The organism is Sphingobium sp. VMM (assembly GCF_056790315.1).
The window spans coordinates 153,410-175,794 of the sequence record NZ_JBXGSI010000006.1 but is presented as its reverse complement, the minus strand read 5'-3'; the positions used below and the strand labels follow the sequence as shown (position 1 = coordinate 175,794).

General features: G+C 63.7%; 21 protein-coding genes. 2 read left to right on the top strand and 19 right to left on the bottom strand.

Annotated elements, in window-relative coordinates:
- The first annotated feature begins 75 nt into the window (after positions 1–75).
- Positions 76–930, top strand: coding sequence for a DUF817 domain-containing protein (locus ACUCV3_RS10000; protein WP_048937327.1), 855 nt, complete (start codon positions 76–78; stop codon positions 928–930).
- Here ACUCV3_RS10000 and ACUCV3_RS09995 read toward each other — a convergent pair.
- Positions 918–2,282 (bottom strand): methyl-accepting chemotaxis protein, encoded by a 1,365-nt coding sequence (locus ACUCV3_RS09995; RefSeq protein WP_172438601.1) that lies wholly within the window; start codon positions 2,280–2,282, stop codon positions 918–920. The two genes, ACUCV3_RS10000 and ACUCV3_RS09995, sit on opposite strands and share 13 nt — an antisense overlap.
- Positions 2,283–2,428: 146 nt before the next feature.
- Between ACUCV3_RS09995 and ACUCV3_RS09990 the strand changes: the two genes are divergently transcribed.
- Positions 2,429–3,604 (top strand): vWA domain-containing protein, encoded by a 1,176-nt coding sequence (locus tag ACUCV3_RS09990; protein ID WP_048937329.1) that lies wholly within the window; start codon positions 2,429–2,431, stop codon positions 3,602–3,604.
- 656 nt (positions 3,605–4,260) lie between these two features.
- Here the strand turns inward: ACUCV3_RS09990 and ACUCV3_RS09985 are convergent.
- From ACUCV3_RS09985 to ACUCV3_RS09900, 18 genes are all read right to left on the bottom strand, one after another.
- Entirely contained in the window at positions 4,261–4,530 is a 270-nt protein-coding gene (locus ACUCV3_RS09985) for a DUF1467 family protein (protein ID WP_007714730.1), read from the bottom strand.
- Between the two features lie 168 nt (positions 4,531–4,698).
- Entirely contained in the window at positions 4,699–6,336 is a 1,638-nt protein-coding gene (locus tag ACUCV3_RS09980; protein WP_037507521.1) for a ribonuclease J, read from the bottom strand.
- Positions 6,333–7,115 (bottom strand): type III pantothenate kinase, encoded by a 783-nt coding sequence (locus tag ACUCV3_RS09975; protein WP_037507523.1) that lies wholly within the window; start codon positions 7,113–7,115, stop codon positions 6,333–6,335. Before ACUCV3_RS09975 ends, ACUCV3_RS09980 begins: the two co-directional genes overlap by 4 nt.
- Before the next feature lie 10 nt (positions 7,116–7,125).
- Positions 7,126–7,839, bottom strand: a complete 714-nt coding sequence (locus ACUCV3_RS09970) for a biotin--[acetyl-CoA-carboxylase] ligase (RefSeq protein WP_080993553.1) — start codon at positions 7,837–7,839, stop codon at positions 7,126–7,128.
- The gene (nuoN, locus tag ACUCV3_RS09965) at positions 7,836–9,272 is read right to left on the bottom strand and encodes an NADH-quinone oxidoreductase subunit NuoN (protein WP_048937332.1); all 1,437 of its coding nucleotides are present in this window, start codon (positions 9,270–9,272) and stop codon (positions 7,836–7,838) included. Before nuoN ends, ACUCV3_RS09970 begins: the two co-directional genes overlap by 4 nt.
- Positions 9,272–10,825: an NADH-quinone oxidoreductase subunit M gene (locus ACUCV3_RS09960; protein ID WP_007714750.1), complete on the bottom strand. Its 1,554-nt coding sequence runs from the start codon at positions 10,823–10,825 to the stop codon at positions 9,272–9,274. Before ACUCV3_RS09960 ends, nuoN begins: the two co-directional genes overlap by 1 nt.
- Positions 10,825–12,921 carry an NADH-quinone oxidoreductase subunit L gene (nuoL, locus tag ACUCV3_RS09955; RefSeq protein ID WP_017501780.1) on the bottom strand — a complete coding sequence of 699 codons (2,097 nt, stop codon included), beginning with the start codon at positions 12,919–12,921 and terminating at the stop codon, positions 10,825–10,827. The genes ACUCV3_RS09960 and nuoL overlap by 1 nt, the downstream gene beginning before the upstream one ends.
- Before the next feature lie 10 nt (positions 12,922–12,931).
- Entirely contained in the window at positions 12,932–13,237 is a 306-nt protein-coding gene (gene nuoK, locus ACUCV3_RS09950) for an NADH-quinone oxidoreductase subunit NuoK (RefSeq protein ID WP_004211745.1), read from the bottom strand.
- Positions 13,234–13,845, bottom strand: a complete 612-nt coding sequence (locus tag ACUCV3_RS09945; RefSeq protein ID WP_004211740.1) for an NADH-quinone oxidoreductase subunit J — start codon at positions 13,843–13,845, stop codon at positions 13,234–13,236. The genes nuoK and ACUCV3_RS09945 overlap by 4 nt, the downstream gene beginning before the upstream one ends.
- A 29-nt stretch (positions 13,846–13,874) precedes the next feature.
- On the bottom strand, positions 13,875–14,360 hold the full coding sequence (gene nuoI, locus ACUCV3_RS09940; protein WP_004211738.1) for an NADH-quinone oxidoreductase subunit NuoI: 486 nt from the start codon (positions 14,358–14,360) through the stop codon (positions 13,875–13,877).
- Entirely contained in the window at positions 14,357–15,406 is a 1,050-nt protein-coding gene (gene nuoH / locus ACUCV3_RS09935) for an NADH-quinone oxidoreductase subunit NuoH (RefSeq protein WP_017501781.1), read from the bottom strand. The genes nuoI and nuoH overlap by 4 nt, the downstream gene beginning before the upstream one ends.
- On the bottom strand, positions 15,403–17,409 hold the full coding sequence (gene nuoG / locus ACUCV3_RS09930; protein WP_048937333.1) for an NADH-quinone oxidoreductase subunit NuoG: 2,007 nt from the start codon (positions 17,407–17,409) through the stop codon (positions 15,403–15,405). Before nuoG ends, nuoH begins: the two co-directional genes overlap by 4 nt.
- Positions 17,410–17,411: 2 nt before the next feature.
- A complete protein-coding gene (gene nuoF, locus ACUCV3_RS09925; RefSeq protein ID WP_017501783.1) occupies positions 17,412–18,758 on the bottom strand; it encodes an NADH-quinone oxidoreductase subunit NuoF in 1,347 nt (448 codons plus the stop codon).
- Positions 18,755–19,438 carry a complex I 24 kDa subunit family protein gene (locus ACUCV3_RS09920; protein WP_004211734.1) on the bottom strand — a complete coding sequence of 228 codons (684 nt, stop codon included), beginning with the start codon at positions 19,436–19,438 and terminating at the stop codon, positions 18,755–18,757. Before ACUCV3_RS09920 ends, nuoF begins: the two co-directional genes overlap by 4 nt.
- Positions 19,438–20,673 carry an NADH-quinone oxidoreductase subunit D gene (locus ACUCV3_RS09915; RefSeq protein ID WP_048937334.1) on the bottom strand — a complete coding sequence of 412 codons (1,236 nt, stop codon included), beginning with the start codon at positions 20,671–20,673 and terminating at the stop codon, positions 19,438–19,440. Before ACUCV3_RS09915 ends, ACUCV3_RS09920 begins: the two co-directional genes overlap by 1 nt.
- Positions 20,673–21,461: an NADH-quinone oxidoreductase subunit C gene (locus ACUCV3_RS09910; protein WP_048937335.1), complete on the bottom strand. Its 789-nt coding sequence runs from the start codon at positions 21,459–21,461 to the stop codon at positions 20,673–20,675. The genes ACUCV3_RS09915 and ACUCV3_RS09910 overlap by 1 nt, the downstream gene beginning before the upstream one ends.
- Position 21,462: 1 nt before the next feature.
- Positions 21,463–22,017, bottom strand: a complete 555-nt coding sequence (locus ACUCV3_RS09905) for a NuoB/complex I 20 kDa subunit family protein (protein WP_004211730.1) — start codon at positions 22,015–22,017, stop codon at positions 21,463–21,465.
- A complete protein-coding gene (locus ACUCV3_RS09900; protein WP_004211729.1) occupies positions 22,008–22,382 on the bottom strand; it encodes an NADH-quinone oxidoreductase subunit A in 375 nt (124 codons plus the stop codon). Before ACUCV3_RS09900 ends, ACUCV3_RS09905 begins: the two co-directional genes overlap by 10 nt.
- Between the last annotated feature and the right edge of the window lie 3 nt (positions 22,383–22,385).

Here is a 22,385-nt window from a genome sequence, read left to right as displayed (position 1 = left end):
TGCGCGCGCTGCAAAGCCCTTTCGTCGGGGCCGGAATGATTGGCGTCCGGGCCATGGCGCGCTAGACATCGGGACATGAACGACCCCACGGGCGCGACCCGCTTTGCGCGGATACGCGCCCATCTGGAATCGGTCCGCGTCGCGGCGGGGCCGCGCGCCTGGGCCTATGAGTTCCTGCTGTTCGGCTTCAAACAGGGCTGGGCCTGCCTGTTCGGCGGACTGATGCTGGCGCTGCTGCTCGCGACCCATCTTTTCTATCCCGCCGGCGCGCCGCTGCATCGCTATGATTTCCTGACCCTGGCCGCAGTCGCGATCCAGATCGCGATGCTGGCCCTGCGGCTGGAAAGTCCGCGCGAGGCACTGGTGATCTGCGCCTTCCACCTGATCGGCACGATCATGGAATTGTTCAAGACCCATGCGGGAAGCTGGGTCTATCCGGAGGCCAGCCTGCTCCATATCGGCGCCGTTCCGCTCTTTTCCGGCTTCATGTATGCCGCCGTCGGCAGCTATATCGCGCGGGTCTGGCGCATCTTCGACTTCGGGTTCAGCCGCTATCCGCCGGTCTGGGCGACGGTGCTGCTGGCGAGCGCCATCTATGTCAATTTCTTCGCCCATCACTGGCTGCCCGATGTGCGGATCGCCCTGTTCGCCGCCGCCATCCTGCTGTTTGGGCGAACCTGGATCTGGTTCACGCCCTGGCGGGAAGCACGGCGGATGCCGCTGCTGCTCGGCTTCTTCCTGGTCGCGCTATTCATCTGGCTGGCGGAGAATATCGGCACCTTCTCCAATGCCTGGACCTACCCCAGCCAGCGCCATGGCTGGGAGATGGTCAGCCTGATGAAACTGGGCGCCTGGTATCTGCTGATGATCATCTCCTTCGTGCTGGTCTCGCTGATCCACGGCATAAGGCGGGTGGATCAGATCAGATAGCCGACCTCATACAGGCCCCAGCGGCGGCCGGCGAAGCGCAGCGGCACGAACACGCTGCGCAGTGCCCGGTAGCGCCCCTCTCCCAGATTCTGGCGATAGGTGAAGAGGTAGAAATCATCGTCGCCGTCGAGCGCGCGGCGGGTCTGGGCGTCCATGAAGATTTGCCGGTTGCGGGCATGTTCCATGTTCCAACGCGGATCGCCGATGCGCTGCGGCTGGCTGCGCGCGCTGATATGGGTGGGCAGATAGCCGTCCATGTCGATCAGGCAGCAGCCGATGATGGTCGCGTCCTTCGCGGTATGGCGGTCGAGCAACGGCCGCACCCGCAGATCGGCATAGGCGGTGAAACCGGTCTGATATTGGGTCGGTTCGGACCCCGCGATCGGTCGATGGCTGCGATCGAACAGCGCCTGTTGCGACAATTCGCCGCGGGCCAGTGCATCCTCGATCAGCGCCGTAACCTCGGCCGCGCCATCCTCGGCCAGCGCGATATAATGGCTGTTGCGGGTGCGCAGCCGGCTCTGCGCCGCCGTGTTGAGCATGTCGTTGGCCAGGCTCTCCAGCGTCTCGATCTTGTCGCGGGCCATGTCGACACGTCCCGCACTCTCGGTCGAGGAGCGGCCGAACAGCGCCAGCCCCTGGTCCAGCGCCGCGACATGAGCGTCCGCCTCGTCGGTGCAGGCGACGATCGCGCTGGATCGCTCGCCGAACTGGGTCACGAGCGAGGCGATTTCCGCCATCGACAAGCGCAGTTGGTCGATATGGGTGCCGACGTCGCGGCCGCGCTGGATATTCGCCTCCACCCCGCCGATCAGATGCCGGGCATCGCGGTCGAGCTGGCCAAGCTTGCTGCCGACCGAGGCCGAGGATTCGGCCGCCTGTTCGGCCAGCCGGCGGATTTCCTCCGCCACCACGGCAAAGCCCATCGTCGCCTCGCCGCCGCGCGCCGCCTCGATCGCCGCGTTGACGCCCAGCAGGCGGGTCTGGCGGGCGATCGTGCCAAGCTGATCGGAAATGCCGCCCACCGCCTCGATCACCTGCAGGAACTGGCGCAGATGGCCTTCAAGGCCGGTGACATGTTCGACCAGCCCCGCCACCTCGCCCAGCGACAGGGTGATGACATCATGCCCCTCGGCAATGATGCGCCCGGCGCGCCCGGCGGTGAGGCTCAGTTCCTGGGCCGCCGCCACGCTCTCATTCTGGCTGGCGGTCAGCGTCTGCATGTTCGCCTGCAAGTCCGACAGGCGCGCCGAATCGCCCTGGATCCGGCGGTTCACTTCGCCCAGAAATCCAGCGGTTTCGCTGCATTGCAATGCTATGTCGCCCGACCGTTCCCCCAGGTCAGCCAACAATTCTCCGTTTTCCAAGCCGCCCCCGCAACTTAACTGTCACAATGAATACTGAACTGTTTACCGTGCGGCGCAACACTTAATATTTCGCCAATGCGATCCGCCCGACGCTTGCATCGCCCGCCGCGCTGGCCGACAAGATCGGCACCATGATGCTCAATTTCCTCGACGCGCTGCGCGCCGCCGGCATCCCCGCCAGCATCAAGGAGCATCTGCTGCTCCTGGAGGCGCTGGACCGCGACGTGATCGAGCGACGGCCGGAGGATTTCTATTATCTCGCCCGCGCCACCTATGTGAAGGATGAGGGGCTGATCGACCGGTTCGACCAGGTCTTTGCCCGCGTGTTCAAGGGGCTGCTGGGCCAGGACGGGGTTGAGGCGGAGATACCCGAGGAATGGCTGCGCCTGGTCGCGGAGAAGTTCCTCAGTCCCGAGGAGATGGAGAAGATCAAGTCGCTGGGCGACTGGGACGAGATCATGAAGACGCTGAAGGAGCGGCTGGAGGAGCAGAAGGAGCGCCATCAGGGCGGCAGCAAGTGGATCGGCACCGGCGGCACATCCCCTTTTGGCCATGGCGGCTATAATCCCGAAGGCGTGCGGATCGGGGGGACAAGCCGACACAAGCGCGCCATCAAGGTGTGGGAAAAGCGCGAATTCGCCAATCTGGACAGCAATCGCGAGATCGGGACCCGCAACATCAAGGTGGCGCTGCGCCGGCTGCGCCGGTTTGCGCGGGAGGGGGCGGCCGACGAACTGGACCTGGACGCGACGATCCGCGGCACCGCCCGGCAGGGCTGGCTCGACATCCGGATGCGGCCCGAGCGGCACAATGCGGTCAAGCTGCTGCTGTTCCTGGACGTGGGCGGATCGATGGACCCGCATATCAAGCTGTGCGAGGAGCTGTTTTCCGCCGCGACCAGCGAATTCAAGAATATGGAATTCTTCTACTTCCATAACTGCCTCTATGAAGGCGTGTGGAAGGATAATCGCCGCCGCTTTGCCGAGCGCACCCCGACCTGGGACGTGCTGCACAAATATGGCCATGACTATAAGGTGATCTTCGTCGGCGACGCGGCGATGAGCCCCTATGAGATCAGCCATCCGGGCGGGTCGGTGGAGCATATGAACGAGGAAGCGGGTGCCGTCTGGCTGCAGCGCGTCACCCATACCTATCCCGCGACCGTGTGGCTGAACCCCGCGCCGGCGGAGCATTGGGGCTACAGCCAGTCCACCCGCATCATCCGTGACCTGATGAGCGAGCGCATGTATCCGCTGACCTTGGAGGGGCTGGATGAGGCGATGCGGGAATTGACGCGCAAGCGGTAGGATCGGCCTCTGCGGCGCGCGGGCATATCCGACAGGTCAAAGAGCCATCCGCATAGTGGCTGAGGGGTGCGGTGTAGGACAGCGCGAATTTGTTGCCCTAGGGTTGGTCGGTCAGGCGGATGACGCGACAGTATATTTCGGCCCGAAGTTCACAGTGTCGTCGGGCCATTTCGGGCCTTTTGCACCTGTCACGCGCCCGCGACGCGACACCGACGCGCCTGTGGCGCGACTATTGCGTCACGATCAGGGTCACTGTCCCGCACCACCGACGCGACAGTCAGGCGACAGGGACGCGACAGCGGCGCGACAATTCTGGACATGTTTGCGTGAGGGGGACGGTTTTTCATGGCCGGAGTAGATCATGAACGGGCCGAATAGGACAGAGGGTGCGCGCCCTTGGTTGGGTCGCACTCGCAAAGCAAGAAAAGCGGGATGCCGGGTCAAGCCCGGCATGACGGGATGGGGATGGAAGCTAGCGACCACTTGCGGACGTTTCCTACTCCCCTCCCTTCCAGGGAGGGGCTGGGGGCGGGTGCGCCGCGTAGCGGCGGTCTACGGTCGATAGGGCAGAAGCTCGCTACGCTCGCCACCCACCCCAACCCCTCCCTGGAAGGGAGGGGCTATGTCTTGTTCCAACCCAACTCCGTCATCCCCACTCAGCGTGGCGGATGGAGGCCGGGGATATTGTCGATCGTGACCCAGCCCTGCACATAATTGGCATAATAGAGGCCGAACAGGACGGCCGAGAGCAGGGTTGCGCGCAGCATGACGCGACCGGGACGGAAGTTGCTGGGGGCGCTGTCCGCCTGGCCTTTCAGCAGTAGCTCGCCCGTCTCGTCGGGCGTGCGCAGGCCGAAGGGCAGGACGAGGAAGGCGCTGATCACCCAGAACAGCACATAGATGGCGAAGATGGCGTACCAGTTCATCCGGCCCGCCCGTTATTGCAGCGCATGCCTCTACCCTCTCCCGTCACAGCGGCGTTTCGCTCGCTATGACGATTCAATTTTGATCGGCCCGAGCCTAAAGGCTTCCGGCTGTCAACGAAAGCGCCGTTCGCGTTGCTCCCGCAGGATAGCGAACGGCGCTCTCTTATATCATGCGCGGATCAGCAGTACGTCGACGATCGGCTTCTTGCCGGTCCAGCGGGTCGCGGTGCGGCGCACGGCGAGGCGCAGGCGTTCGCGCAGGGCTTCCTGCTCCATCGATCCCTTGGCGACGGCCGCCGCCGCTTCCTCGGCCGCTTCGGCGAGGAAGGCGTCCTTGTCTTCCTCCACCGGCACGCCCTGGGTGCGCAGCACGGGTTCGCCGATCAGGCGGTTCTTCGCGTCGAGCGCCACGGCGACGCTGATCTGACCGTGCAGGCCGAGCTTGCGCCGTTCGTTCATGGTCGCGCCGTCGGCGGGCAGGATGACGTCGCCGTCGAGGACCAGACGGCCGGTATCCTCATGGCCGATGATCGTCGGCTTCCCCGGTGCCAGGCGCAGCAGGTCGCCGTTCGACTGGACCACGGCATCGGGGATGCCGGTGGCGAGGCCAAGCCGCGCCTGTTCCGCCATGTGGCGGCGCTCGCCATGAACCGGCAGCAGGATGGCGGGGCGGATCCAGCGATACATGGATTCCAGTTCCGGACGGCCCGGATGGCCCGAGACATGGACCTCGGCCTGGCGGTCGGTCACCATGATGATGCCCTTGGTCGCCAGCGCATTCTGGATGCGGCCGATCGCGATTTCATTGCCCGGAATCTGCTTGGACGAGAAGACGACGGTGTCGCCCTCGGCCAGCTTGATCGGGTGGCTGTCAAAGGCGATGCGCGAGAGCGCGGCGCGCGCCTCGCCCTGGCCGCCGGTGGCGATGAACATCACTTCCGAACGCGGCAGGTCCATCGCATCATCCCAGTCGACCAGCGGCGGGAAATCCTTGAGATAACCGGCGGCCTTGGCAGTGCTGATAATGCGGTCGAGCGAGCGGCCGGCGACGCACAGCTTGCGCCCGGTGGCGGCCGCGACCTCGCCCAGCGTCTGCACGCGCGCGGCGTTGGAGGCGAAGGTCGTGACCAGCACGCGGCCCTTCGCCGCTGCGACGGTCTGCATCAGGCCATCGCGCACCGTGCTTTCAGAACCCGATGGTTCTGGATTGAAGACATTGGTGCTGTCGCACACCAAGGCCAGCACGCCCTCGTCGCCGATCGCGGTCAGTTCCTCCGGGGTGGAGGGCTGGCCAAGCAGCGGGGCGGCGTCCAGCTTCCAGTCGCCGGTGTGGAAGATGCGGCCGTGCGGCGTATCGATCAGGACGGCATTGCCCTCCGGGATCGAGTGGGCCAGCGGCACATAACGGAAGCCGAACGGGCCGAGATTGAAGCTGCCCTCATTCTCGATGACGTGGAGCTTGACCTCCTTGGTCAGGCCCTCTTCCTCCAGCTTCAGGCGGATCAGGCCTGCAGTGAAGGGCGTGGCATAGAGCGGCACGCCCAGGTCCGCCGCGAGGTAGGGGATGGCGCCGATATGGTCTTCATGGCCATGGGTCAGCACGATGCCGAGTAGGTCGTCCTTGCGCTCCTCGATGAAGGCAAGGTCGGGCAGCACCAGCTCCACGCCGGGATAAAGCGGATCGGCAAAGGTCAGGCCGAGGTCCACCATGACCCATTTGCCCTGGCAACCATAAAGATTGACGTTCATGCCGATCTCGCCCGAGCCGCCGAGGGCCAGGAAGAGCAGCTCGTCCTTGGGTGTCATTCTGTCTGTAAACTCCGTTCGTACAGCAATGCGAGGCCCTGGATCGTCAGGTCGGGCGCGATCGCATCGAAAATATCGCTATTGTCATTGAAGAGGACAGCGAGTCCTCCGGTCGAAATCACTTTGGTCGGGCGGCCGATCTCGGCCCGCATCCGGGCGACCAGCCCCTCCATCATCGCCACATAGCCCCAGAAGACGCCGATCAGCATGGCGTCGGCCGTGGTCCGACCGATAACCGATCGGTTCTCTGGCGGGGCGATCGCGATGCGGGGCAGCTTGGCCGCGGCCGCCACCAGCGCATCGAGCGACAGGTTGATGCCCGGCGCGATGATGCCGCCCTTATAGGCGCCGCGATAGTCCACCACATCGAAAGTCGTCGCCGTGCCGAAATCGATGACGATCAGGTCGCCCTCATAAAGATGGTGGGCCGCGATCGCGTTTACAACCCGGTCGGCGCCGACCGAGGCCGGTTCCGCCACGTCCAGTTCGATGCCCCAGTCGACCGGCGACTGGCCGGCGACCAGCGCGGTCGTCTTGAAATATTTGTCGGCCAGCACCTGAAGATTATGCAGCGCGCGCGGCACGACCGTGGCGACGATCACCGCGTCGACATCGGCCATGGCATAGCCTTCCAGCATCAGCAGCTGGTTCAGCCACACGGCATATTCGTCGGCCGTGCGGCGCGGGTCGGTGGCGATGCGCCAGCGCGTCTTGATCTCACGCCCGTCGAGCAGCGCGAAAACGACATTGGTGTTGCCCGCGTCGATCGCGAGAAGCATGGCCGAACCCTCAGATGAGAAAGATATCGCCGGCATGAATGGCACGGGTATCGCCATTCGCCAAGCGCAGGATCAACATGCCCTGGCTGTCGAGCGTGCCGAAGCCACCCTCCACCACGTCGCCATCGGGCTGGACGACACGCATCGGCGTGCCGGTCGGATGGGCGTTGAGCAGCCAATGGGTGCGCACCGGATCAAGTCCCTGGGCACGCCAGATCGCCAGCCAATGGCCGAAAAGCTGGGCGAGCCGTTCCAGCAGCGCGGCGGCGTCCGCGCCCTGCCCGTCCGCGCCTTGCGCGACGAGGCTGGTCACCGGACGGTCGAGCCCTTCCGGGAAATGGGTGACATTGATGCCGATGCCGACCACCACGGCATCGCCGGTGCGTTCCAGCAGGATGCCGGCGATCTTCGCGCCGTCGACCAATATGTCATTGGGCCATTTGATCCGCGCCTGTCCGGCACAGAGCGGCGCGACCAGCGCATGGACGGCGTTCGCCGCGACCAGCGCCAGCGTGTGCGCCATCGGGTCGCCCGGCTGCAGCCGGATCAGGGTGGAGCAATAGAGATTGCCGACCGGACTTTCCCACGCCCGGCCCAAACGACCGCGGCCTCCGGACTGTCGCTTTGCGCGCAGCCAGAGGCCCTCGGTTTCACCCTGCTCCGCCAATGCCAGCATGTCGGCATTGGTGGAGCCGGTTTCTTCTACGGTGCGAAACTGCGTCAGAACAGCGAAGCCGCCGCAGCCGCGCTGGCCTTGTCCAGCAGCGGGTTGAGCAGATAACCGAAGACGATCACGATGGCGCAGGCAGCCATGATGATATTCTCGACCGCCCCGCCCTTCGCCTCATAGGGCGCGGCCGGTTCGTCGAAATAGATCGTCTTGATGATCTTGAGATAATAGAAGGCGCCGATCACCGACATGGCGATGCCGAAGGCGGCGAGCGCGGTCAGATTGGCGGCGACCGCGGCATCGAACACCAGGAACTTCGCCCAGAAGCCGAACAGCGGCGGGATACCGGCCATCGAGAACATGAAGATCGCGAAAGCGGCCGACAGGCCCTTGCGCGACTGCGACAGGCCGGCAAGGCTGGCGATCGTGTCGACCGGCTTGCCGTCGGCGGTGCGCATCTGGAGGATGCAGGCGAAGGCGCCGATGGTCATGACGACATAGATCGCCATGTAGCTCATCGTCGCGGCAACGCCGGCGGGCGTGCCGGCGGCGAGGCCGACCAGCGCGAAGCCGACATTGTTGATCGACGAATAGGCCATCAGACGCTTGAGGCTGGTCTGGCCGATCGCCGCGACTGCACCGAACAGGATCGAGGCGAGCGCAACGAAGATGATGATCTGCTGCCAGTCGAGGCCGGCCGGGCCAAGCGCTTCGATCGCGACGCGGACCATCAGGCCCATCGCGGCGACCTTGGGCGCGCTGCCGAAGAAGGCGGTGACCGGGGTCGGCGCGCCTTCATAGACGTCGGGCGTCCACATGTGGAACGGCACGGCGCTGATCTTGAAGGCGAGGCCCGCGAGCACGAAGACCAGGCCGAACAGCTCGCCCTTCGACACGCCGTCACCCATGGCAATGGCAATGCCGTCAAACGCGGTCGAACCGGTGAAGCCGTAGAGCAGCGAGATGCCGTAGAGCAGGATGCCGCTGGCCAGCGAACCGAGCACGAAATATTTGAGGCCCGCTTCCGACGACTTCTCGTCCTGGCGCATGAAGCTGGCCAGCACGTAGGATGCGAGGCTGTTCATTTCCAGGCCGACATAGAGCGTCAGCATGTCACCGGCCGAGACCATCATGCCCATGCCGATGGCGGCAAAGACGATCAGGACGGCATATTCGGGACGCAGCGCGCCGCCGGTGGCGAAGAAGCGCGGGGCCAGCAGGATGGCCGCACCGGCCGCGCCATAGATCAGCGCCTTGGCGTAGACCGAGAAGGCGTCGGCACGGACCAGGCCGTCGAACGCGACCGGGCCATGCGCCATCGAGGTGCAGAGGCTGAGGCCGGCGGCGAGCAGTGCCAGCACTGCCAGCCAGTTGACGGCATGGGTCGAGCGGTCACCACCGAAGGCGGCGATCAGCATCAGCACCAGGCCAGAGCCGGTGAGGATGAGTTCCGGCAGTACGGCCAGAAGGGAAGCGGTTTCGATCATTAGTGCGCCTCCCCGTGCGCAGCGGCTTCTTCATGATGGCCCTCGCCTACCGGCTTGGGCGCACCCATCTTGATCTGGGAATCTCCTGCGGGAGCCGCAGGGGCGAGACGCGCTTCGAGCGCGCGGATGTCGGGACGCATCGGGGCCAGGAAGCTTTCCGGATAGACGCCCATCCAGAGCACCGCCGCGGCAATCGGGGCGAGCAGCCAGATTTCACGCGCCGACAGGTCAGGCATGGCGGCGGCATCGGCGTTCACCTGATCGCCGTAGCAGATGCGGCGATAGAGGTAGAGCATATAGGCCGCACCCAGGATGATGCCGGTGGTGCAGATCAGTGCTGCCCAGGTCGAGACCTGATAGATGCCCATCAGCGACAGGAATTCACCGACGAAGTTGCTGGTGCCCGGCAGACCGACCGAAGCCATGGTGAAGAGCAGGAACAGCACGGCGTAGCGCGGCATGTTGATCGCGAGGCCGCCATAGCGGTTGATCTCACGGGTGTGCAGGCGGTCATAGATGACGCCGACACAGAGGAACAGCGCGCCCGAGACGAGGCCGTGGCCCAGCATGACCATCATCGCGCCTTCCAGGCCCGCCTGGTTGAAGGCGAACAGGCCGATGGTGACGATCGCCATGTGCGCGACCGACGAATAGGCGATCAGCTTCTTCATGTCCGACTGAACCAGCGCGATGAGGCTGGTATAGACGACGGCGACCATCGACAGGCCCCAGACCCAGGGCGCGAGCTGCGCCGAGGCTTCCGGGAACATCGGCAGCGAGAAGCGGATGAAGCCATAGCCACCCATCTTCAGCAGCACGCCTGCCAGGATGACCGAACCGGCGGTCGGCGCCTGAACGTGCGCGTCGGGCAACCAGGTATGGACCGGCCACATCGGCATCTTCACCGCGAAGCTGGCGAAGAAGGCGAGGAACAGCCAGATCTGGATCTTCGGATCGAAGTTGTAGGCCATCAGGTCGGGGATGCGGGTCGTGCCGGCCTCATGCACCATCCACATCATCGCGATCAGCATCAGGACCGAGCCGAGCAGCGTGTAGAGGAAGAATTTGTACGAGGCGTAGATACGGTTCGCACCACCCCAGATACCGATGATCAGATACATCGGGATCAGGCCGGCTTCGAACATGATGTAGAAGAGGTAGAGATCCTGCGCGGTGAAGACGCCGATCATCAGCACCTCCATGAACAGGAACGCCGCCATATATTCGCCGACGCGCTTGTTGATCGCGTTCCAGCTGGCGCCGATGCAGATCGGCATCAGGAACACGGTCAGCGCGATCAGCAGCAAGGCGATGCCGTCGATCCCGAGCGCCCACGCGAAGCGGCCGAAGATCGGCGCATATTCGGTGAACTGCCACTGGGCGCCTGCGCCCGACTGATCGAAGTTGACCCACAGGACGATGCCCAGGACCAGATCGACCAGCGTGGCGATCAGCGCAATCCAGCGCGCATTATTGGCGCCAGCGAAGAGGCAGGCGATGGCACCAGCCATCGGCACTGCCATCATCAGGGAGAGGATGGGGAAGCCGTCCATTATCGTGTCATCGCCCAGGTTGCAGCCGCGGCGAGGCCAATCAGCATCACCAGCGCATAGGTGTAGAGGTAGCCGGACTGAAGCCGACGGGTGATCTTGTTGCCCTGCACGACCAGAGCAGCCAGCCCGTTGGGGCCGAAGCGGTCGATGAAGCCGACGTCACCGAACTGCCAGAAGAAGCGGCCGATGGCGAAGGCGGGCTTGACGAACAGGAAGTTGTACAGCTCGTCAAAATACCACTTGTTGAGCAAGAACTGGTGCAGGGCGCCGAAGGTGGCGACAAAGCGCTGCGGCCAGTCGGTGTTCTTGATGTAGGCGAGCCAGGCAATGACCAGGCCGGTCAGCATCACGGTGAACGGACCGAACTTGACCCAGGTCGGCACTTCATGCGCGGCGTGCATCAGGTGGCTGTCGAACGCGAGCGCGCCCTTCCAGAACTCGATGCCCCCTTCCGGACCAATGAACTGGTCGTGGAAGACGAAGCCGGCGAACACGGCGCCCAGGCTGAGCACCAGCAGCGGGATCAGCATGACCAGGCCGCTTTCATGCGGATGGTAGCCACCGGTGCCGTCGCCAGCGTCATGGGCATGATGGTCATGGCCATGATCGGCGTGGGCGTGGGCATGATCGTCATGACCATGGCCCGCATGGGCGTGATCGTCATGGCCGTGGCCGTGATCGTCATGCCCATGGGCATCATGGAGCGCATGCTGGATATGCTCGGACTGGGTCCAGCGCGGCTTGCCGAAGAAGGTCAGGAAGACCAGGCGCCAGCTGTAGAAGCTGGTCAGCAGCGCGGCGAACACGCCGACATAATAGGCACCGATGCCCGCACCGCCCGACGCGAAGGCCGCTTCGAGAATGCCGTCCTTCGAATAGAAGCCGGCGAAACCGACGCCGACGAGCGGCAGGCCGACGCCCGTGATGGCGAGCGTGCCGAGCGTCATGGTCCAGAAGGTCACGGGGATCTTCTTACGCAGGCCGCCATAGTAGCGCATGTCCTGCTCATGGTGCATCGCATGGATGACCGAGCCGGCGCCCAGGAACAGCAACGCCTTGAAGAAGGCATGGGTGAAGAGGTGGAACATCGCCGCGCCATAGGCGCCGCAACCGGCCGCAAAGAACATGTAGCCCAGCTGCGAACAGGTCGAATAGGCGATGACGCGCTTGATATCGGTCTGCACGGTGCCGACGGTGGCGGCGAACAGACAGGTGGCGGCACCGACATAGGTGACCACGGTCAGCGCGGTCGGCGACATTTCGAACATCGGCGACAGACGGCAAACCATGAAGACGCCAGCGGTGACCATGGTGGCCGCGTGGATCAGCGCCGACACCGGGGTCGGGCCTTCCATCGCGTCGGGAAGCCAGGTGTGGAGGCCAAGCTGTGCCGACTTGCCCATCGCGCCGATGAACAGCAGCAGGCAGAGCACGGTCATGGTGTCAAAGCGGTGTCCCAGGAAGCCGATGGTCGAACCGGCCATCGACGGGGCCATTTCCAGGATTTCCGGGATCGAGATGGTATTGAACACCAGATAGGTGCCGAAAATGCCCATCATGAAGCCAAGGTCGCCGACGCGGTTGACGACGAACGCCTTGATCGCAGCCGCGTTTGCACTCGGCTTACGGAACCAGAAACCGATCAGCAGGTAGGAGGCCAGACCCACGCCTTCCCAACCGAAGAACATCTGCAGCAGATTGTTCGCGGTCACGAGCATCAGCATCGCGAAGGTGAAGAGCGAGAGATAGGCGAAGAAGCGCGGCTGATCCGGCTCTTCGTCCATATAGCCCCAGCTATAGAGGTGGACGAGGCTGGACACGCTGGTGATGACCACCAGCATGACCGCCGTCATGGTGTCGACCCGCAGCGCCCACTGGGCATCGAAGCTGCCGCTTTCGATCCAGGTGAAGACGGGCGCGACATAGGGTTCGGCGTGGCCGGTCAGGAAGCTGATGAAGATCGGCCAGGACATGGCGCAGGCTGCGAACAGCGCGCCGGTCGTGACGATCTTCGCCGGGATCTTGCCCAGGGCCTTGTTGCCAAGGCCGGCGATGGCTGCGGCGAGCAGCGGGAGAAGGACGATAAGCTGGATCATGGGATTTGGCTCAGCCCTTCATCCGGTTGACATCGTCGACGGCGATGGTGCCGCGACCACGGAAGTAAATGACGAGGATGGCGAGGCCGATGGCCGCTTCACCCGCCGCGACGGTCAGCACGAACATCGAGAAGACCTGGCCCACCAGATCGCCCAGGAAGGCGCTGAAGGCCACGAGGTTGATGTTCACGCTGAGGAGGATCAGCTCGATCGCCATCAGGATGATGATGACATTCTTGCGGTTGATGAAGATGCCGAGCACCCCCATCACGAAGAGGATGGCGCTGACCACCATATAATGTTGAAGGCCGATCACAGCTCCACCCCCTGCCCCACGGGCTGATTGATGTTGCGCACGGCGTCCTGCGGACGACGGCGGTTCTGCTTGGCAACATTCTGACCACGGACGCCGCCACGGGCACGATGGGTCAGCACGATGGCGCCGATCATCGCGACCAGCAGGACGATACCCGCCGCCTCGAACAGGAAGATGTAGCGGGTATAGAGAATGCCGCCGATCGCCTGGATGTTGGAAAGTTCCGGATTGGCCGGGGCCGCACGCTGCGCAAGCTCGATCGGACCGGCGCTCCACAGGCCGATGCCCAGGACGATTTCCGCCAGCAGCACCAGCGCGATCAGCAGGCCGAACGGCAGATAGCTGACGAAGCCGGCGCGCAGTTCGGCGAAGTCGATGTCGAGCATCATGACGACGAACAGGAACAGCACCGCGACCGCGCCGACATAGACGATGACAAGCAGCATCGCGATGAATTCGGCGCCGAGCAGGATCATCAGACCGGCAGCGTTGAAGAAGGCCAGGATCAGCCAGAGGACCGAGTGGACCGGGTTGCGCGACAATATCGTGAGCGCGCCGCTGCTCACCACCAGAATGGCGAACAGGTAAAAGGCGAGGACGTGGATCACAGGTTCATATTCCCTTTGACGCCGGCGGCTTAACGATAGGGGGCATCGGCAGCAAGATTGGCAGCGATGGCACGCTCCCACTTGTCACCGTTTTCCAGGAGCTTGGCCTTGTCGTAGATCAGCTCCTCGCGGGTTTCGGTCGCGAACTCGAAGTTCGGGCCCTCGACGATCGCATCGACCGGGCAGGCTTCCTGGCAGAAGCCGCAATAGATGCACTTGGTCATGTCGATGTCGTAGCGCGTGGTGCGGCGGCTGCCATCGTCGCGCGGCTGCGCCTCGATGGTGATCGCCTGCGCCGGACAAATGGCCTCGCACAGCTTGCACGCGATGCAGCGCTCTTCCCCGTTGGGATAGCGGCGCAGCGCATGTTCACCACGGAAACGCGGCGAAATCGGGTTCTTCTCGTACGGGTAGTTGATCGTCGCCTTGGGCTTGAAGAAATACTTCAAGGTCAGCCAGTGCGCCTTCACGAACTCCCAGAGGGTGAAGCTTTTGACGTAGTAACCGAGGCTCATTGTGCGCCTCCATAGCGCGTCAGCATGAGGAAGCCCGAAACCAGGAAGACGAAGAAGAGCGAGGTCGGCAGGAAGATCTTCCAGCCCAGCCGCATCAGCTGGTCATAACGGTAGCGGGGCACCGTCGCCTTCACCCAGGAGAAGACGAAGAAGAAGAAGGCGATCTTGAGCAGGAACCAGATGATGCCCGGCACCAGATACAGCGGCGCCCAGTCGAACGGCGGCAGATAGCCACCCCAGAACAGGATCGCGTTGAGGCCGCACATCAGGATGACGTTGGCATATTCGCCGAGCCAGAACAGGGCGAAGGCCATCGACGAATATTCGGTCTGGTAACCCGCGACCAGTTCGGATTCCGCTTCGGTCAGGTCGAACGGCGCGCGCGCCGTTTCCGCCATGGCCGAAATCAGGAACATGATCGCCATCGGGAACAGCAGCGGGTTGAAGCCGTTGCCGTTGAGGAAGCCATAATAGCCCTTCTGGCTTTCCACGATCGCCGACATGTTGAAGCTGCCGGCCCACAGCACGACGGTGATCAGGATGAAGCCGATCGAGACTTCATAGGAGATCATCTGCGCGCTGGCACGGATCGCGGAGTAGAAGGGATATTTGGAGTTGGACGCCCAGCCCGCCAGCACTACGCCATAGACGCCGAGCGACGAGATGGCGAGGATGTAGAGCAGGCCGACATTGACGTTCGACACCATCACGCCGACGCCGAAGGGGATGACGGCCCAGGCCATCAGCGCCACGGTGAAGGTGATGATCGGCGCGATCAGGAACAGCGCCTTGTTCGACGCCGAGGGAACGATGGTTTCCTGCAGGAAGACCTTGAGGCCGTCCGCGAAGGACTGAAGCAGGCCCAGCGGGCCGACGACGTTGGGACCACGGCGCAGCGCCATGGCCGCCCAGATCTTGCGGTCGGCATAGATGATCATGGCGACGGCCAGCATCAGCGGCAGTGCGATGACCAGAATGCCGATAATGGTCGAAAGCAGCCAGGCGCCCTCGAAAGGCAGGCCAAGGCCTTGGAAGAAAGCGGTCACTCTGCGGCCTCCGCGAAGCTTTCACCATGGATCAGCTCGGCCGAGCATTGCTGCATCGTCGGGCTGGCGCGGCAGATCGCGTTGGTGAGGTAGAAATCCTTGATCGGCGAACCCAGCTCGCCGGTCGCACCGGTCGGCAGCGACGGGACCGACCAGCCATAGTCGGCGATACCCTCGACGCCGAGCGCGGGAACCGCCTTGACCATTTCGGCGCGCAGCGCGTCGAAGCTGTCGAACGGCAGCTTGGCACCCAGCGCTTCCGACAGGGCGCGCAGGATCGACCAGTCTTCGCGGGCGTCGCCCGGCGCGAACACAGCCTTTTCACCGAACTGCACCCGGCCTTCCAGGTTGACGTAGGTGCCGGCCTTTTCGGCATAGCTTGCGCCCGGCAGGATCACGTCCGCCGCATGGGCGCCCTGATCGCCATGATGGCCGACATAGACCTTGAAGCTGCCCTCGAAGGCCGAATAGTCGACCTCGTCGGCGCCGAGCGAGAAGAGCAGCTTGGGCGCGGCAGCGGCCACGGCCTTGATGCCGCCCTTGGTCGCATAGCCCAGCATCAGGCCGCCCATGCGGGCCGCCGCGAAGTGCAGGACATTATAGCCGTTCCAGCCGTCCTTGATCAGGCCCAGCGTCTCGACCAGCGCCAGCGTGTCGCCATGCGCGCCGTCCTTGGCCAGCACGCCGCCACCGACGATCATCGCCGGACGGGCAGCGCCCTTGAAGGCTTCGACCACGGCGTCCGGCAGCTTGGCCAGCAGCGACGCGTCATTGCCCAGCCATTCGACCTTGTAGGTAAGGTCGAATTCGGGACCAACGGCGAAGACCTTCGCGCCCTTCTTGATCGCCTTGCGGATGCGGGTGTTCACCAGCGGCGCTTCCCAGCGCAGGTTGGTGCCGACCAGCAGGATGACGTCCGCGGTTTCGAGATCGGCGAGCGGCGTGTTGAACACCACCGACGACAGGCTCGACACATCGTAGGACAGGCCGGTCTGGCGGCCTTCCAGCAGCGAACCGCCGAGCTTTTCGACCAGCGCCTTGCCGGCGAACATGGTTTCGCAATCGAGCAGGTCGCCGGCGATCGCCGCGACGCTGCCGCCATGCTGGACAGCGGCGACGGCGGCGAAAGCTTCCGCCCAGGTCGCCGGAACCAGCTTGCCATCCTTGCGCACGAACGGCTTGTCGAGGCGCTTGCGGACCAGACCGTCGACATTGTGCCGGGTCTTGTCCGACGCCCACTCTTCGTTCACGTCGTCATTGATGCGCGGCACGGCGCGCAGCACCTGACGGCCACGGCTGTCGAGGCGGATGTTGGTGCCGACCGCGTCCATCACGTCGATCGCATGGGTCTTCTTGAGTTCCCACGGACGCGCTTCGAATGCGTAGGGCTTCGACGTCAGAGCGCCGACCGGGCAGAGGTCGACCACGTTGCCCGACAGCTCGCTCTTGGCGGCATGTTCGAGATAAGTGGTGATCTGCATATTCTCACCGCGATAGATCGCGCCGATTTCCGGCACGCCCGCGACTTCTTCCGCAAAGCGCACGCAACGGGTGCACTGGATGCAGCGGGTCATGACCGTCTTGACGATCGGACCCATATTCTTCTCGGTGACGGCGCGCTTGTTTTCGTCATAGCGCGACGAGCCGCGGCCATAGGCCACCGACTGGTCCTGAAGATCGCACTCGCCGCCCTGGTCGCAGATCGGGCAATCCAGCGGGTGGTTGATGAGCAGGAACTCCATCACCCCTTCGCGGGCCTTCTTGACCATTTCGCTGTCGGTGCGGATTTCCTGGCCTTCCGTGGCCGGAAGCGCGCACGAAGCCTGCGGCTTGGGCGGTCCAGGCTTCACCTCGACCAGGCACATGCGGCAATTGCCGGCGATGGAAAGGCGCTCATGATAGCAGAAACGGGGGATTTCCTTCCCCGCCTGCTCGCAAGCCTGGAGGACTGTGGCGCCCGCCGGGACTTCGAGTTCTACGCCGTCTACTTTGACCTTCGGCATGGTTACTCCGCTGCCTCCATGACGGGGGCACTACCCTTGTTCTCGTTGATCCGGCGCTCGATTTCCGGACGGAAGTGCCGGATCAGCCCCTGGATCGGCCATGCCGCCGCGTCGCCGAGCGCGCAGATGGTGTGGCCTTCAACCTGCTTGGTCACCTGGAACAGCATGTCGATTTCGCTCTGGTCGGCGTCGCCGGTGCGCAGACGCTCCATGACGCGCCACATCCAGCCGGTGCCTTCGCGGCACGGCGTGCACTGGCCGCAGCTCTCATGCTTGTAGAAGTAGGAGAGACGCGAAATGGCGCGGACGATGTCGGTCGACTTGTCCATGACGATGACGGCGGCGGTGCCAAGGCCGGAGCCCAGCGCACGCAGGCCGTCGAAATCCATCGGCGCGTCCATGATCTCCTTTGCGGGAACCAGAGGCACCGACGAACCGCCGGGGATGACCGCGAGCAGATTGTCCCAACCGCCACGAATGCCGCCGCAATGGCGGTCGATCAACTCGCGGAACGGGATCGACATCGATTCCTCGACGACGCACGGCTTGTTCACATGGCCGCTGATCTGGAACAGCTTCGTGCCGCGGTTATTCTCGCGACCGAAGCCGTTGAACCAGGCCGCGCCGCGACGCAGGATCGTCGGCGCAACCGCGATCGATTCCACATTGTTCACAGTGGTCGGGCAGCCATAGAGACCTGCGCCCGCCGGGAAAGGCGGCTTCAGGCGGGGCTGGCCCTTCTTGCCTTCGATGCTTTCGATCTGCGCGGTTTCCTCGCCGCAGATGTAGGCGCCCGCGCCGCGATGGACGAAGACGTCGAAATCATAGCCCGAACCGCAGGCATTCTTGCCGATGAAGCCCTTTTCATAGGCCTGTTCGACGGCGGCGAAGAGCACCTTCGCCTCATAGATGAACTCGCCGCGAATATAGATGTAGGCGGCACGCGCCCGCATCGCGAAACCGGCGATCAGCGCGCCCTCGATCAGCTTGTGCGGATCGTGGCGAATGATTTCGCGGTCCTTGCACGAACCCGGTTCGGATTCGTCGGCGTTGATGACCAGGAAGCTGGGACGGCCGTCCTTGCTTTCCTTGGGCATGAAGCTCCACTTCATGCCGGTCGGGAAGCCGGCGCCGCCACGGCCGCGCAGGTTCGACGCCTTGATGGTGTCGATGATCGCGTCCTGGCCGATTTCCATCAGCTTCTTGGTATTGTCCCAATCGCCACGCTTCATCGCGGCGTCGACGCCCCAATCCTGGAAGCCGTGGACGTTGGTGAAGATGCGGTCCTTGTCGGACAGCGGCCCGACGAAGGGGGCCGGAGTCGGAGCTGCTGCGGGTGCATCGGTCATGCCGTCGCTCCTTCGTTCCATTGACCGCGATAGTCGTGATTTTCGCCGACCATCTCCTTGAGGGTGGTCGGGCCACCTTCCGGCGCGCTGGTCTGACGATCGATCTGCGGGCCGATCTTGGGCTGGCCGCCGGCGGCCAGCGTTTCCAGGATGGCGATGGTGCTGTCGTAGGTTAGATCTTCGAAATTATCGTCGTTGATCTGGACCATCGGCGCGTTGGCGCAGGCCCCAAGGCATTCGACCTCATTGAGGGTGAACAGGCCGTCGGGGGTCGTGCCGCCCTTGACCAGGCCCTTGTTCTTGCACGCGGCGAAGACATCGTCCGACCCGCGCAGCATGCACGGCGTCGTGCCGCAGACCTGCACATGATAGCGGCCGACCGGCGCCAGATTGTACATGGTGTAGAAGGTCGCGACCTCATAGACGCGCATGTACGGCATATCGAGCTGGCGCCCGATATATTCCATGACCGGAACCGGCAGCCAGCCATTGGTCTGCGTTTCCGCACCGACCTGACGCTGGGCCAGGTCGAGCAGCGGCATCACCGCCGACTGCTGGCGACCGGCGGGATAGCGCGCGATGACCTTCTTGGCCTGCTCGGCATTTTCGGGCGTCCACTCGAACGCGCCCCAGCGCGCGCGGGTTTCGGCCTCATCGGGGATATGAACTGCGTCAGCCATTATCGGTCACATTCTCCGAACACGATGTCCATCGCGCCCAGTACAGCGGTTGTATCGGCCAGCATGTGGCCCTTCATCATGAAGTCCATCGCCTGCAGATGGCTGAAGGCGGTCGGGCGGATCTTGCAGCGATAGGGCTTGTTGGAGCCGTCGCTGACCAGATAGACGCCGAATTCGCCCTTGGGGCTTTCGGTCGCCACATAGACTTCGCCCGCGGGGACGTGGAAGCCCTCGGTATAGAGCTTGAAGTGGTGGATCAGCGCTTCCATCGACTTCTTCATCTCGCCGCGCTTGGGCGGGGAGACCTTGCGGTCGAAGCTGGCGATCGGCCCTTCGGGCATCTCGTTGAGGCACTGCTTCATGATGCGCGCGGACTGGCGCACTTCCTCGACGCGGACCATGAAACGGTCATAGCAGTCGAACGCAGTGCCGACCGGAACGTCGAAGTCCATGCGGTCATAGACGTCGTAGGGCTGCGCCTTGCGGATGTCCCAGGCGATGCCCGAGCCACGCAGCATCGGGCCGGAGAAGCCCCACTTCAGCGCGTCTTCCTTGCTGACGATCGAAATGTCGACATTGCGCTGCTTGAAGATGCGGTTGTCGACGACCAGGCTCATCGCGTCCTCGAACAGGCGCGGCAGACGGGTGTCGAGCCAGTCGGCGATGTCGGTCAGCAGCTTGAGCGGCACGTCCTGATGCACGCCGCCCGGCCGGAAATAGGCCGAGTGCATGCGGGCGCCCGACGCGCGCTCGAAGAAGTTGAGGCAGTCCTCGCGAATTTCGAACAGCCACAGGTTCGGCGTCATCGCGCCGACGTCCATGACGTGCGAACCCAGGTTCAGCATGTGATTGCAGATGCGGGTCAGTTCCGCGAAGAACACGCGCAGATATTGCGCGCGCAGCGGCACTTCCAGGTTCAGCAGCTTTTCGACCGCCAGGACATAGCTATGCTCCATGCCGAGCGGCGAACAATAGTCCAGCCGGTCGAAATAGGGCAGCGCCTGCATATAGGTTTTGTGCTCGATCAGCTTTTCGGTGCCGCGATGCAGCAGGCCGACATGCGGGTCGCAGCGCTCGACGATTTCGCCGTCCAGTTCCATGACCAGACGCAGAACGCCGTGCGCCGCAGGGTGCTGCGGACCGAAGTTGATCGTGTAGTTCTGGATTTCCGTGTCACCATAGGCCGGGTCGGCCGCATCGGTGACATGATCCATCTTTTCGAGATAGTCGGACATCAGGCCTTACCTTCGGGCTTGGCAGCCCCCTTGCCTTCATCGGTTTCGGCGGCGGGCTTGGCCGGCGCGTCGGCCGACTTTTCCTCGGCCTTCTTGTTGGCGGCATCGCCAGCACCGGTGTCGGCCTTGCTTTCCGTCGCCTTGGGCGTGGGTGCGGCTGCGGGCGCAGCAGCAGGTGCTGCGGCCTTTTCGTCACCCGGCAGCACGTACTGCGCGCCTTCCCAGGGCGACATGAAGTCGAAGCTGCGGAAGTCCTGGGCCAGCTTCACCGGCTCATAGACGACGCGCTTGTCTTCTTCGGAATAGCGCAGCTCGACATAGCCGGTCAGCGGGAAGTCCTTGCGCTGCGGATGCCCCTTGAAGCCATAATCGGTCAGGATGCGACGCAGGTCGGTATTGCCGTCGAAGATGACGCCATACATGTCGAACACTTCGCGCTCCAGCCAGCCGGCGACCGGCCAGAGGTGCGTGACGGTCGGCACCGGCGTATCCTCGTCGGTCGATACCTTCACGCGAACGCGATGGTTCCGCGTGACGCTCAGCAGATGGTAGCAGACCTCGAACCGGTCCGGACGCTCCGGATAGTCGACGCCGGCGATTTCCATCAGCTGCTGATAATGGCCCATGTCGCGCAGCGCGACCATGGCGTTGGCCAAATCCTCGCGCACGACGGTAAAGCTCAGTTCGTCGGCATGGTCGACGGTTTCGACCAGCATCGAACCCAGCAGGGCGGCGATTTCCTCGGCAATCCCCTCGGGGTTCACGATCTTGGGTGCAGAATGGCCCATATTAACGCTCAATCGTCCCGATCCGGCGGATCTTCCGCTGCAGCTGCATGATACCGTAGAGCAGAGCCTCGGCAGTCGGCGGGCAACCCGGCACATAGATGTCGACCGGCACGATGCGGTCGCAGCCACGGACCACCGAATAGCTATAGTGGTAGTAACCACCGCCATTGGCGCAGCTGCCCATCGAAATCACATATTTCGGGTTGGACATCTGGTCGTAGACCTTGCGGAGCGCCGGAGCCATCTTGTTGCACAGCGTGCCGGCGACGATCATCACGTCCGACTGACGCGGAGACGCGCGCGGCGCGGCGCCGAAGCGCTCCATGTCGTAGCGCGGCATGTTGACGTGGATCATTTCCACCGCGCAACAGGCGAGACCGAAGGTCATCCACCACAGCGAACCCGTGCGGGCCCACTGGAACAGTTCCTCGGTCGAGGTGACAAGGAAGCCCTTGTCGCTGACTTCACTGCTGAGCGCGTTGAAGAAGTCCTGGTCGGGCTGCGTCCCCATTGGCGGCATGGTGCCGGGAATGGGGCTGGTCAGTTCTACTCCCAATCGAGTGCTCCCTTCTTCCACGCATAGACGAGGCCGAGCACCAGCTCCGCTATGAAGATCATCATCGTCGCCCAGCCGGCCCAGCCGATCTGGTCAAGGCTCACCGCCCAGGGAAAGAGGAATGCCGCTTCCAGGTCGAAAATGATGAACAGGATGGCGACAAGGTAGAAACGCACGTCGAACTGGCTGCGCGGCTCTTCAAATGCGGGGAAGCCGCATTCATATTCGGACAGCTTGGCAGGATCGGGCTTGTGCGCACCGGTCAGGCGGCCAACCAGCATCGGCAAGAAGACGAAGGTGCTGGAGAGCAGCAGAGCGATCCCGAGAAAGATCAGGATCGGCAGATATTGGCTGAGATCGACCAATGG